This is a genomic window from Gardnerella sp. KA00243 (assembly GCF_049244105.1).
In the GTDB taxonomy this organism is placed as follows: domain Bacteria; phylum Actinomycetota; class Actinomycetes; order Actinomycetales; family Bifidobacteriaceae; genus Bifidobacterium; species Bifidobacterium leopoldii.
The window spans coordinates 828,977-841,819 of record NZ_CP058375.1 but is presented as its reverse complement, the minus strand read 5'-3'; the positions used below and the strand labels follow the sequence as shown (position 1 = coordinate 841,819).

General features: G+C 43.5%; 9 protein-coding genes. 8 read left to right on the top strand and 1 reads right to left on the bottom strand.

The window, feature by feature from the left end; all coding sequences use genetic code 11:
- Nucleotides 1-13 precede the first annotated feature (13 nt).
- From HXT50_RS03260 to HXT50_RS03225, 8 genes are all read left to right on the top strand, one after another.
- Nucleotides 14-1,768 (top strand): D-alanyl-D-alanine carboxypeptidase, encoded by a 1,755-nt coding sequence (locus HXT50_RS03260; RefSeq protein WP_421777015.1) that lies wholly within the window; start codon nucleotides 14-16, stop codon nucleotides 1,766-1,768.
- A 46-nt stretch (nucleotides 1,769-1,814) separates the two neighbouring features.
- The gene (gene tilS, locus HXT50_RS03255; RefSeq protein ID WP_415688407.1) at nucleotides 1,815-2,933 is read left to right on the top strand and encodes a tRNA lysidine(34) synthetase TilS; all 1,119 of its coding nucleotides are present in this window, start codon (nucleotides 1,815-1,817) and stop codon (nucleotides 2,931-2,933) included.
- On the top strand, nucleotides 2,908-3,462 hold the full coding sequence (gene hpt / locus HXT50_RS03250) for a hypoxanthine phosphoribosyltransferase (protein ID WP_101886119.1): 555 nt from the start codon (nucleotides 2,908-2,910) through the stop codon (nucleotides 3,460-3,462). Before tilS ends, hpt begins: the two co-directional genes overlap by 26 nt.
- Before the next feature lie 61 nt (nucleotides 3,463-3,523).
- Nucleotides 3,524-5,833 carry an ATP-dependent zinc metalloprotease FtsH gene (ftsH, locus tag HXT50_RS03245; RefSeq protein ID WP_004107318.1) on the top strand — a complete coding sequence of 770 codons (2,310 nt, stop codon included), beginning with the start codon at nucleotides 3,524-3,526 and terminating at the stop codon, nucleotides 5,831-5,833.
- A gap of 274 nt (nucleotides 5,834-6,107) precedes the next feature.
- Nucleotides 6,108-7,343: a hypothetical protein gene (locus HXT50_RS03240; RefSeq protein WP_032842550.1), complete on the top strand. Its 1,236-nt coding sequence runs from the start codon at nucleotides 6,108-6,110 to the stop codon at nucleotides 7,341-7,343.
- The gene (locus HXT50_RS03235) at nucleotides 7,343-7,846 is read left to right on the top strand and encodes a DUF3180 domain-containing protein (RefSeq protein WP_032835493.1); all 504 of its coding nucleotides are present in this window, start codon (nucleotides 7,343-7,345) and stop codon (nucleotides 7,844-7,846) included. Before HXT50_RS03240 ends, HXT50_RS03235 begins: the two co-directional genes overlap by 1 nt.
- A 153-nt stretch (nucleotides 7,847-7,999) precedes the next feature.
- Nucleotides 8,000-9,676, top strand: coding sequence for an energy-dependent translational throttle protein EttA (ettA, locus tag HXT50_RS03230; protein ID WP_004118724.1), 1,677 nt, complete (start codon nucleotides 8,000-8,002; stop codon nucleotides 9,674-9,676).
- A gap of 293 nt (nucleotides 9,677-9,969) precedes the next feature.
- A complete protein-coding gene (locus HXT50_RS03225) occupies nucleotides 9,970-11,886 on the top strand; it encodes a DEAD/DEAH box helicase (RefSeq protein ID WP_004118728.1) in 1,917 nt (638 codons plus the stop codon).
- Between the two features lie 431 nt (nucleotides 11,887-12,317).
- Here HXT50_RS03225 and HXT50_RS03220 read toward each other — a convergent pair whose 3' ends face one another.
- Nucleotides 12,318-12,740 (bottom strand): DUF3052 domain-containing protein, encoded by a 423-nt coding sequence (locus tag HXT50_RS03220; protein WP_004107331.1) that lies wholly within the window; start codon nucleotides 12,738-12,740, stop codon nucleotides 12,318-12,320.
- Nucleotides 12,741-12,843 lie beyond the last annotated feature (103 nt).

The following is a 12,843-nucleotide window of genomic DNA, read 5'->3' as shown; positions in this document are numbered from 1 at the left end:
AAGGTGTGCTCGCATGGAAAGTAGTAAAGGCTCAAATGATGCCTTAAATACTCCTAATGCGAGCACGCCAACGCAAAGCGGCGAATCCAACAAAAGTATCGAGCCTAAAGCAAGTAGTGAATCTAAACCAAGTAGTGCACAGAAGAAAAGTAAATACGCTGCTATGGTTTTAAGAAGCCAATATCCTTCTCGTTGGCGATTACTTATTGCATTTATAGCAGTTATAGTTAGTGCAGCAATTATTTTTACTTATTTTTTGCTTGACGTATACGATATTCTTCCTGGTCCTTTGACGTTGCGAAGCCAACATTATGCTGTAACTGTTTCTTCTCCTAAATCACTTTTGCGAGTTAATTCACTAGCTAAAGGCGTGACTTATGGTAAAGAAATAAATCATTCGCAAGCTCAAAAACTTATTGACGAGTTGGTTTCCGATGCTTCTATGAGTAGCAGCACTTCAGCAGTAATTATGGATGCTAATGGGCGAGTAGTTGCTTCACATGAGCCAAATGCTTTAAGAGAGCCAGCATCAACGCTTAAAACTTTAACTGCTAGCGTGGCTTCTCGCACTCTTGACATGGGTTCAACTCTTGATACTCAAGTATTTTTGTTGCCTAAAACAGGCGGTGAACCAGAACGAGCTTCTAGTGCGAATGCTAGAAAGCTTGTGCTTCGCGGCAATGGTGACATGCTTCTTGGCGTTGGAGAAAACGATTGGAACCATGTTAATGGCAGAGCAGGCTTAACGACATTAGCGAGAAGAACAGCCAACGCTTTGAAACTTGAAAATATTCGCACAGTTTCTTTAGCTGTTGATGACTCATTGTTTGGCGCAAAACGTGCTCCTGATTTGATTTATGAAACAGATGTTGAACGACGCTTTTATGCTCAAACGTCATCTTTGGCTATAGATGATGCTCGTCAGCGTGACCTTTCAGTGCAAGGTGTTGACGCTGATGCTATGACAGATTTTCCGCTTTCTGATCCTCATCCTGCTTTAAGTGTCGGTCGTGTTTTTGCTAAATTATTAAGCAAACAGGGAATAGTTATAAGTAATTATTCTAATAAAACCACTTCTGACGAAAAAAATTCCGGTTCAGACTCGTCTGCAGATGATTCTTCTGAAAATAACAAAGATTCTGAAAATGAAAATAAATCTGCACAATCTGAAAATTTTGTAATACCAGTAAGCGAAACTAAATCGTTAATATCATCTAATTCGCGTTTAATTGCACAAGTTTCTTCTGCACCTTTAAACGAAATAATGGCATATACGCTTCGTATTTCAGACAATACATTGGCGGAAGAGTTTGGTCGTTTGACTGCGCTTGCAACTCACAAATCCAACTCTCCGGAGGGTGCAGTTCAGGCAGTAAAAGAAGGATTGCGCAAGCTCAATATCGATATACGTGGTTTGCACATGTCTGATTGCTCAGGCTTGTCTCCAAAATCAAGGTTGCGCGCAACAACGCTAGCTCAAGTACAAGTGCTTAATATTAAAGCCGATTCTGGAGGTGCTGCAGCTGCTGAAGGATTGTCTCTTCCTGGTTTAGTTGGAACAGCAAGAAAGCGTTTAGCGGATGAATCTTCTGCCGGTATGCTTCGCGTAAAGACTGGTTCTTTAAGTGAAGTTACTTCTATGGTTGGTAATGTATCTAGGAAAAGTGGTGGAGTGCTAACTTTCGCTGTTGTTGCGAACCAGCCAGCTGATATTTGGGGAGCATTCGTAGCGATTAATAAGTTTATGGCAGAATTGCCAAAACTATGATTTATGAGTTGCAATTTAGCGTTATTGGCGCGCTACACTAGAAGCTATGGTGTATTCTTCTCGCATACGCGCAGGAATTGGCGCAATCAAGCATTGTTTTGATGAACTTTCGTTGTGTGCTCAAGACGCGCGTTTTTCCGAACATGGCAACCACGCGACAGATGTTGATGCTCCTCTGGTTCTTATTGCGTGCTCTGGAGGTAGAGATTCTCTTGCACTTACAGCATTGAGCGTGATTGTGTGCGCAAGTAGAGGTATTCGTTGCGGTGTTGTAATAGTAGATCACCATTTGCAGCCGCACTCAACTGAAATTGCTAATATTGCGGCTAAGCATTGTTTGCAATCTGGAATAGACGAAAAGTACGTGTATATTCAATCTGTGAACGTTGAAGATTTAGGAGAAGGCGAAGAGTCTGCTGCTAGAAAGGCTAGGTATCAAGCAATTATTGAGGTTGCTAAAAAGCAGCAAGCTGCAGCCGTGCTTCTAGCTCACACTGCAAATGATCAAGCAGAAACTGTAATGATGGGGCTAAAAGATTCTGCAGGTTTAGAAGCAGTTGCTGGCATGAAAGCAGTGACATTGCGTCAAAACGTGCTTTTTGCAAGGCCTCTTATTAAGCTTACTAGAGAAGATACTACTGGTATTTGCGAGGATTTAGGTATTTCATGGTGGGATGATCCTACAAATGGTGACGATATTTCGCAAAATGAGGAACTTTCAGAAAATTATCCATTGAGATCTCGAGTTAGACACACGTTAATGCCTTATATTTCGCGATTTTTTAATGCGAATATGGTTACTTTGCTTTCTCGCGGAGCTGAAATAGCTAGAGACGATCTTGACTATATTAATTCTCAAGTTGACGAAGCTAGTTCACAAGTGATGGAATTTGATAAAAATGCGAAAACTGTTAGGTTAAAAGCTGATAAATTAGCGCAATATCATCCATCAATTCGCAGACGAATTATAGTGCGTGCGTTAAGTGAGCTTGGTCTGCGTTTCTCGTCAAGTCACATATCTGCAGTGGACGAACTATGTACAAAATGGCATGGCCAGAAGCCTTTTTCGCTGCCAAATTATTATGAAGCGACTCGGCTCTCGCGCAATATCGTCATTCGCTTATGCAAAGATAGTGAACATGCAAATTGCAGATATACGAGATGACATCGACTATGAATTAATTAGCCACGAAGACCTTATGAAGCGTATTCGTGAAGTTGCTAAACAAGTAAGTGAAGATTACAAAAACCGTAATGTTTTGCTTGTTGCAGTTCTAAAAGGTGCTGTAAATACTCTTGCTGTATTTTCGCAAGAATTAAGCATTAACGCATCAATGGACTTTATGAGCTTGTCTAGTTACGGCAGTGGCACTCAAACTAGCGGACAAATTACTGTCCGCGAAGATTTAAGTACTGATGTGCGCGGTCGAGATGTGCTTATTGTAGAAGACATTGTTGATTCCGGTCGCACGCTAGCTTGGCTTGTAGATGAGCTAAAAGGTCGTGGTGCTGCAAGTGTAAAAGTTTTTGCATTGCTCAGTAAGCCTGCACGTCGCGAAGTAGACGTACAAATCGACTACTCGGGCTTTGAAATTCCTGATGCATTTGTCGTTGGTTTCGGAATGGACTACGACGAACGCTACCGCAACCTCAATAGTATTGCGGTATTAAAGCCATCAGTGTATGGTGCTTGATTTTATAGATTCTATTCAGAATTTTTATATAAATTGAGGAGTTTGAAAGGAGCCTTATTACATGGGCGCTTCTCCTATGACACCGCAAGGCCCAATGGGCGGTCCTGGGCGTGGAAATAACGGAAATAATCCGTTTTTAAATCCACGCAACCCTAGGAATCAGCGAAACAACGGTCAGCAGGGCAAGAATAATAAAAATAACGAGAACAACCATAACAATCGTCGTTCCTTCTGGCAGTCGCCATGGACGTGGATTGTGCTTCTTGTGTTGCTTTCAGTTGTCGGATTCCAAATGTTTGTTCATAACGGATCGCAAACTATCGATACTCAGGATGGTATTGAGTTAGTGCGATCTCATAAAGCAAGTTATGTGGAAATTATTGACAATAAACAGTTAGTTAAGCTTACGCTTGATAGTCCGTTTAAGAAGTTCGATAAACGAAGTAAGCAAAATCGTGACTTTGGCAAGGATGTGCAATTCTACTACGCGTATGCACAAGGTAGGTCAATTGTACAAGAAGTCGAAAAGGCGAAGCCTTCTAACGGCTGGACTGCTAGCTTACAGTCATCTAGCATTATTTCGTATTTGATTACTTCGCTTGTTCCAATATTGTTCTTCCTTGGCATGATTTGGTTCATGTTTAGCAGAATAGGCGGTGCCGGCGGAAGTATGCTTGGCATGGGCGGCGGACGTGGCCGTGGCAAGCTACTCGAAGGTCAGACTCCTAAAACTAAGTTTGCTGACGTTGCTGGCGAACAAGCTGCTGTTGAAGAAGTTGAAGAAATTAAAGACTTCTTGAAGGACCCTTCGCGCTACAAGGCTTTGGGTGCTCGTATTCCGCGCGGTGTGCTGCTTTATGGTCCTCCAGGAACTGGTAAGACTTTGTTGGCTCGTGCTATTGCAGGCGAAGCTGGTGTGCCGTTCTATGCAATGGCTGGCTCTGACTTCGTGGAAATGTTCGTAGGCTTGGGCGCGTCTCGCGTTCGTGAACTTTTTGACGAAGCTAAGAAGAATGCTCCTGCAATCATCTTTATCGATGAGATTGATGCTGTTGGTCGTCGCCGCGGAAGTGGCATGACTGGCGGTCATGATGAGCGCGAGCAGACACTTAATCAGTTGCTTGTTGAGATGGATGGTTTCGACAACGATACTAATTTGATTATTATTGCTGCAACAAACCGTCCAGATGTGCTTGATTCTGCACTTCTTCGTCCTGGTCGTTTTGACCGTCAGGTGGCTGTTGAGGCTCCTGATTTGGAAGGTCGCGAGGCAATTTTGAAGGTTCACGCTAAGGGTAAGCCTTTTGTGCCGGATGTTGATCTTCATATGGTTGCTGTGCGCACTCCTGGTTTTACTGGTGCAGACTTAGCTAACGTGCTTAACGAAGCTGCGTTGCTTTGCGCTCGATCTGGTGCTCAATATATCGATAATCGCGCTATTGATGAGGCAATTGATCGTGTTCAAGCAGGACCTCGACGTAAGTCTAAGGGCATGGCTTTGGATGAATTGCGTAACACTGCTTACCATGAGGGCGGTCATGCTCTTGTTGCTGCTGCGCTGCACCACACGGATCCTGTTACTAAAGTAACGATTTTGCCGCGAGGTCACGCACTTGGATACACTGCTGTGATGCCAACAAGCGACCGTTACTCGCAGTCTCGCAACGAATTACTGGATCAAATGGCATATGCTATGGGCGGACGCACAGCAGAGGAAGTTGTGTTCCACGATCCAACAACTGGTGCTTCTAACGACATTGAGAAAGCTACTGCCATTGCTCGTAAGATGGTTGTTGAATATGGTTTCTCAGCAAAGCTTGGAGCTGTTAAGTGGATGGATGCTGACGAAGATTCTTCTGGTTCACTCGATTCTTTGCAATCTCGTAAGTTCTCGAATCGTACTGCTGAAGTAATCGATGAAGAAGTTCATAAGCTTATCGAAACTGCTCATACTGAAGCGTGGGAGATTATTAACAATAATCGTGACGTATTGGATGAGCTGGTTCGTCAGTTGCTCGCTAAGGAAACTCTTAACGAGAAGGAACTTAAGGAAATCTTCAGTAAGATTCGTAAGGCTCCTGAGCGTACTCTTTGGCTTTCGGACGATAGAAGACCAGATTCTGATCTTCCCCCTGTTGAAATTCCAGAAAGTTTGAAGCGCAACGTTGAAGGTAAGAATGAGCAGACTGAAGCTTCTGAACTTTCTGAATCTTCCAATAATGCAACTTCACAAAACCAGCAGTCTGATCAGATGCCTGTTGATACGTCTATTCAAACTCCTGCACCTGCTCCTCGAACTGTTATTGGAACTGTTAAACCACCTGTTAATCCGCCTACTAATCAAAATGACGGTACTCAATTTGGTGCTTAATAGTGTAAATGCAGTGCTAAAAAGCAGATAAAATAAAGTTATTAATAAACGCTGATAACAATATAATTTATTGCTGTCAGCGTTTATTTTTATTTTTCTAAGAATTTAATAATAAAAATTAGTGCTATATGCAAAAAATTACGCATGTTGATTTATATCGAGTACAATATATCAAAATATTAGTTTTGCGTATTATAGGTAAGAGTAATAAAAGATAAATAAACGAATAATTGAAATTTTAAATTGTTTTTATTAGAGAGTAGAAGATGAAATTATGAATACGACCATAAGTTTGAAGGGTATTCGCCCAAGCGGTGACTCAATAGTCATTGGATTATATTCTTCTATTTACATAGATGCTGTTTTAAAAGTTAATTTGAGTAATGCATTAGACGGAGATGAGACTAACGCAATAGATATTCCTCAAATTGCTGAGCGTCTTGCTTTTATGCTTAAACGTTGCGAAAAAGATAGCGAGATTGAGGAGCATCCTGCTATAGCTTTAGAACTTATTGCTAAATCTGTTTTAAATTCTGCTATGCACACTTGGCAAATTAGTGAGGCTGATATTACTGTTCATGCTGCTTTAAGAAGCGAATATTACGGCATGAAAAGCACTGTTGACGATGTTTGTGTTACTTTGAATAGCGTTTCTAGAGAAGAGTTAAATTATTCGGAACGGCGTGTAGTTCCTGAGTCTCTTGCGCATGTTGCTGTTCGCAGTGGAAGCGTATCGGTTGACGATCTTGAGGAAGGCGAAATAGCAGATTACTACCGTTCTCTTATTGAGGAAGATAGAAAAGAAAAGCAACGCAAAGAAGATGAAGACGCTGTTGCAGCTGCTAAAGCTGCTGTTGATATTGCAAATTCTTTCGCAGATGATTATGAAAATAATGGAGATTCACAGTGCTCTTGTGGCGATGAATCTAAAAGTGTCAATTATGGCAATGAGCTTGTTAAAAGAGAAACTAAGTCTCCTTTGTTCCGCATATGTCCAACTCCGTTACAAACAACTGCAGTGATTTCTATGAAGGGTGTCGCGAAACAAGACACGCGTTCTGCTATGCTGAGAATAGTTGCAATGCTCGAGCAGGATAGAGAATCTCGCGTTGACGGTGTATCGGCATTATATGTTGCCAATATGCTTGATGCTGATTATTACGCGGCTGTATTTATTCTGTCTTCGGGTGGTGACGAGTATGAGCTGCTTCGCTTGCTTCGCGCTGTTGCTACTTTGTATAAAGATAAAGTGACTGTGCGAGTGTTGGGTACGCGTTCATATGGTGCTTCTGCTGCTGACACAAGAACTGTTGATGCAGAAAAATTGCCACAACAACTAGCGGAAATGGTGACGGTTGACCCTAAGGCGCCTGAACTTATGCCGTGGATGCAGATAGAGTCGGATGCTGCTTTGGACGATAACTCAGTTTCGTACTCATTAGCGTTTGCTTTTGATGCTCAAACTGTTGGGGTATACTCAGAGCAATGGCTTATAGGGGATGGTTGTTAATGAAAGCGTATCGCACACCTTGGTGGTATCTGGTACTAGGGTTACTGTTTGGCTTTGTGCTGGGCGCATTTCTAGTGTCGTCAACAGAGTCTAGTGCTATGTCGTTAGCAGGAGCTCCGTGGGTTGTTGTTGCAATTATGGTGATTGCTGGCTTAATAACTTTTGTTATGGCATTGCAAACTCATCAAAGTGTTGCCAACAACAAAGATAAGAATAAGAAGCATGTAAGTTCTCAATTTGCTGTTGCGGCTCTTATGCTGTCGAAGGCATTGGGAATGGCAGGTGCTATTTTGTCTGGCTGGTATGTTGGGCAATTGTTAATGAGTTTGCCACACAGTGAGATAATTCTGTATAACTCTGTTGTGCGTGAATGCTCTATTGCTGGCTTGGTGTGCTTTATTGATATGGTTGTTGGCATTTTAGGCGAGTGGCTCTGCCAGATTCCGCCTGAAGATGATTCTGAGTCTGTCAATAAGTCAAATCGTACGCCAGCAACATGCTAGTATTTGCTAGGCTCGTATTTACTAGCTATTAGTTTGCGTAGTTTTATGTAAGTTGCATCTTGCTTGAATTAAGTAGGTAAAAGTATTAAACGCTTTTGACGCAAGTTGCAACAAACGCTGGAATTTCAACGTTTGTAAGGATGGTATATTACTTTGGCTGAATTTATCTATCAGATGATTAAGGCGCGTAAATCGTATGGAGATCGTGTAATTCTCGACGATGTTACTTTAAGCTTCCTTCCGGGCGCAAAAATTGGTGTTGTGGGTCCGAACGGCATGGGTAAGTCGACGCTGCTGAAAATTATGGCCGGTTTGGAAAATGTGACCAACGGTGAAGCTTCTTTGACTCCTGGCTATACGGTAGGTATTTTGCAGCAGGAACCACCTCTTGATGACACTAAGACGGTTGGCGAAAACATTAAGATGGCTTTTGGTGAGATTGCGCAAAAAGTGGCGCGTTTTAACCAAATCGGCGAAGAAATGGCTAATCCAGACGCTGATTTTGATGCGTTAATGGAAGAAATGGGTAAGCTTCAGACTGAAATTGACGCTGCAAACGGTTGGGATTTGGATTCGCAGCTTGAGCAAGCTATGGACGCTTTGCAATGCCCAGACCCGGATTCTCCTGTTTCTGTGTGCTCTGGTGGTGAAAGGCGTCGAGTGGCATTGTGTAAGCTTCTTCTTGAAGCTCCAGATTTGCTACTTTTGGACGAGCCTACTAACCATTTGGATGCGGAATCTATTTTGTGGCTTGAACAGTTCTTGCACAAGTACGAGGGTGCTGTCATTGCGGTTACGCACGATCGCTACTTTATGGATAATGTTGCAGAGTGGATTTGCGAAGTTGACCGTGGTCAGCTTTATCCATATAAGGGCAATTACTCAACGTATTTGGAAACTAAAGCAAAGCGTATGGAAATCCAGGGTGCCAAGGATGCTAAGCTTGCTAAGCGTTTGAAAAATGAGCTTGATTGGGTGCGCAGCTCGCCGAAGGCGCGTCAGGCTAAGAACAAGGCTCGTTTGGAACGTTACGACCAAATGGAGCAAGAGGCACGTAATTCCAAGAAGCTTGATTTCTCTGAAATTCAAATTCCAGCAGGTCCACGTTTGGGCTCGCAAGTTTTGGAAGCAAAGCATATTCACAAGGCTTTTGGCGACCGTGTGCTAATCGACGACTTGTCGTTTACTTTGCCTCGTAACGGTATTGTTGGCGTGATTGGTCCAAACGGCGTTGGTAAATCTACGCTGTTCAAGACGATTGTGGGCTTGGAGCCTCTTTCTGGTGGCGAGCTGATTGTTGGAGACACTGTGAAGATTTCTTACGTGGATCAGAATCGTGCAGGATTGGATCCTAATAAGAACTTGTGGGAAGCTGTTTCAGGCGGACTCGATTTTATTGAGGTTGCAGGCGTTGAAATTCCTACTCGCGCATATGTTGCAAGCTTTGGATTTAAAGGTTCGGATCAGCAGAAACTTACGGGAGTGCTTTCTGGCGGTGAACGTAACCGTTTGAACTTGGCTTTGACTCTTAAGCAGGGTGGAAACTTGCTGCTCCTCGATGAGCCTACTAACGATTTGGATGTTGAGACTTTGGAAAGCTTGGAAAACGCTTTACTTGATTTCCCAGGCTGCGCTGTTGTGGTTTCACACGATCGTTGGTTCCTCGACAGAGTTGCAACGCATATTCTTGCTTGGGAAGGCGACGACGAGAATCCTGCAAAATGGTACTGGTTCGAAGGTAACTTCCAAGCTTACGAAGAAAATAAGATTGCGCGCTTGGGTGAGGAAGCTGCTCGTCCGCATCGCTTGCACCGTAAGCTCACTCGCTAGTTGAGTTTTGTTTTCATTTATTGGCAGAAACATTTGCCGGTGATTTTTACGGCGTTTGCGCAACGACCTGCTTTCGCGCTTGGAGCGTAGTGCGCGAAAGCAACTCGGAGCGTGAGCTTGCATGGAAAGTCCACTGGACTTTCCATGCAAGCTCAGAAGCGAGCACTTATGGTGCGAGCGTCTTGGCGCTTTTTGACAACATTTGCCGTTATTGTGCCAGGCGTGTGCTAGGCTCGATTAGTTCACGTTTTGAAATTTAAGTTTTGAACACACATATTTTACGAAAGGCTATTGTGCCGCATACTCATCATGCTGCGTTCGCTCAAAAGCGAGGCGCGAAGAATACCAAGAATGATAAAAATACGAATAGTATAAACAATACGAATAATAAAAATAGTTATAAAACAAAAAAGCCTAAAAGCGCCAAAAATACTAGGAAATCAGCTGAAAAACGCAATCCTTTTGAGTATCAGGGGAGCCATAAAAATTATGGTTCTAATCACGAGTTCAATTCACGCAGGGAGCGCAATCGCAAAGCAGAAAAAGCTCGTCAAAAGACGCGCGAAAAAGCCTTGCGTTATGAAGAAGTAGCTATTGCGGATGCTGAACAAGATTTTGCTAAGCATAATATTGATAAAAATAATGTTGCTAAGCATAATAGTGCAAAATCTCATAATACAAAACAAAATTCTGCAATATCTTTGCACCCTACTTCGAAAAAGCAAAAGCAAGATTCTCATAACGCAACAATTATTCCAGACTCTGCCATTGAATCTCGTGAAAATTACCGTGACGATGTAACTTTTGCGCAACTTGGCGTTCCAGAGCCTTTAGTAGAGGTGTTGCGTGCGGATGGGAAAACCACTGCATTCCCAATTCAACAAGCAACGCTTCCCGATTCTTTACAAGGCGCGAATATCCTAGGGCGAGGTCGCACAGGAAGCGGTAAAACATTAGCATTTTCTATTCCACTTGTTGCACGTTTAGCTGAGAATTTTGTTGATTTAATTCATTCTGATAAAAACCGTAAGTCACGCGAGTCTAGCGATATTCCTGCTCCTAGAGCAATAATTCTTGCTCCAACTCGTGAACTTGTGCATCAAATTGATGACGTAATAGCGCCGCTTGCTGCAGCTTATGGCATGCGCACTGTGACAGTGTATGGAGGCGTGAGATACCAACGCCAAGTATCGCAGCTTAAGCAGGGCGCGCAGATTGTGCTTGCTTGCCCTGGTCGTTTGGAAGATTTGCTGCGTCAGGGAGCGCTTACGCTTGAAAAAGTAATGGTTAGCGTGCTCGACGAAGCAGACGAAATGGCGGATATGGGATTCCTTCCTGCTGTTACTAGACTTCTTGAGCAAGTTGCGCCAGATGGTCAACGCATGCTGTTTTCTGCAACGCTTGATAGGCAAGTTTCTACATTAGTTGAGCGTTTCCTTCCAAATGCTGTCGTCCATGCTGTGGATGATGCTGATTGCCAAGTTGATACTATGACGCATCATATTTTTGCTGTGTCAGCAGGGGATAAGTACGAAGTTTTGCGAAAGCTTGCTTCCGGAAAGAAACGTTCTATATTCTTTACGCGCACGAAATATCAAGCGAAGAATATGGCGAAAAAATTTGTGCAGCAAGGTATTCCTGCAGTCGATTTGCAAGGTAATTTGTCGCAGAATCAGCGAGATCGTCATTTGGCTGTGTTTGCTGAAGGCTTGGTACGTGTGTTGGTTGCTACGGACGTTGCTGCGCGAGGTATTGACATTAGCGACGTTGCATTAGTTGTGCAAACTGAGCCTCCTGAGGATCCTAAGTCTTTCTTGCATCGTTCGGGTCGCACTGCTCGAGCTGGTGAAGAAGGCGATGTTGTAACGCTTGTGCTTCCTAATCAAAAGCGCGCTGCCCATATGATGCTTCGCAAGGCTGGAATTCATGCGAAAGCTGAGGATGTGAATCCTGCTTCGCTAGTTTTAGATGAGATTGTGGGTGAAGCTGCTGAGCTTCAAGAAGGCTGGAGTATGCCGGAGCCGGAGCAGCAGAAGCGTAAGGGTCGTGGTCGCGGTCGTGGGCAACGCAGTGGGCGCGGGCGTGAGCGTGACGAGCGTAACGGTCGCAGCAGTCGTAATGAGCACGGTGAACTTAGTGAACGCAACGAACGCAGTGGGCGCGGTAAACGTGGCGAGCGTGGTAGTCGTGTTCATCACTTCGGTCGTTAGTTTGGCGGTATTGCGTAACGGTCGTAAGTTTGTTCGCTTTGCATAACAATCGTGAGCTTTAGAAACAAATGCTGTGTTTTTCCGGTATTTGTTTCAGCTTTAGTTTTCTTGTCTGTTGTGGCGCGAGGCTTGTATATTTCTCTCCTCGCGCTTTTATTTGCGCTATTCTTGTGCGTTTTGTCGATTTCGCAAATGATTATGTGTTTTTTTTTTACAAAATTGTCCTGTTTTTTGTCGAAAGTATCGGCTGATTTGGTGTTTTTGACAAAAACAGTAGCAATACTACAAAAATAAGTAGCAAGTTAACAAGCAATAAGCAAGTGATAAGTGACTTAACAAGAAGCTAAGCTAGCAATTAAGCAAATAGGCAGTTAACCAGGCAGTTACGCAAGTCAATAGTCGGTTAAGCTAGTTACGTCAACTAGCAAATACTACTTAGATTGACCTTTACCAAATGCGCGCAGTTGCACGCCGTTCCAGTCAGCGCTTACGGTTAACGGAGTGGCTGCGTTCATGCCAGCTGTTTTTGCTGCAGATTGAACTGTGCTAGAACTTGGGGAACCTTCGCGACCTGGTTTTGGAGTAAGAACCCACATAGGCGCGTCATCGTCAAGCATATTTGTGGCATCCATAATGGTGTCCGCGAGCTCATCTTCATCGTCGCCGTCGCGCCACCAAATAATCACACCATCAACAGCAGCGTCGTAATCTTCATCTACCAACTCTTCGCCGGTAAGTTTCTCGATGCTTTCGCAAATTGTTTCGTCAACATCGTCATCCCAGAGCCATTGTTGCACAATGTCTCCTGGTTGGAATCCGAATTCCTGTGCATGCTGAAAAGCTATCTGTTCCACGTGATTCAATATATCAAAGCGTCACGAAGTGCGCACATTTGACGGCGTGTATTAAGTAATTTATTGTTTATCAATTACGACACACCAGGACACGCCTCAAAAA

Excerpts from the sequence above, each read along its gene's own strand:
- ftsH (WP_004107318.1), top strand. The coding sequence starts at position 3,524 with ATGGGCGCTTCTCCTATGACACCGCAAGGCCCAATGGGCGGTCCTGGG.
- tilS (WP_415688407.1), top strand. The coding sequence starts at position 1,815 with ATGGTGTATTCTTCTCGCATACGCGCAGGAATTGGCGCAATCAAGCAT.
- HXT50_RS03260 (WP_421777015.1), top strand. The coding sequence starts at position 14 with ATGGAAAGTAGTAAAGGCTCAAATGATGCCTTAAATACTCCTAATGCG.
- HXT50_RS03235 (WP_032835493.1), top strand. The coding sequence starts at position 7,343 with ATGAAAGCGTATCGCACACCTTGGTGGTATCTGGTACTAGGGTTACTG.
- hpt (WP_101886119.1), top strand. The coding sequence starts at position 2,908 with ATGCAAATTGCAGATATACGAGATGACATCGACTATGAATTAATTAGC.
- HXT50_RS03240 (WP_032842550.1), top strand. The coding sequence starts at position 6,108 with ATGAATACGACCATAAGTTTGAAGGGTATTCGCCCAAGCGGTGACTCA.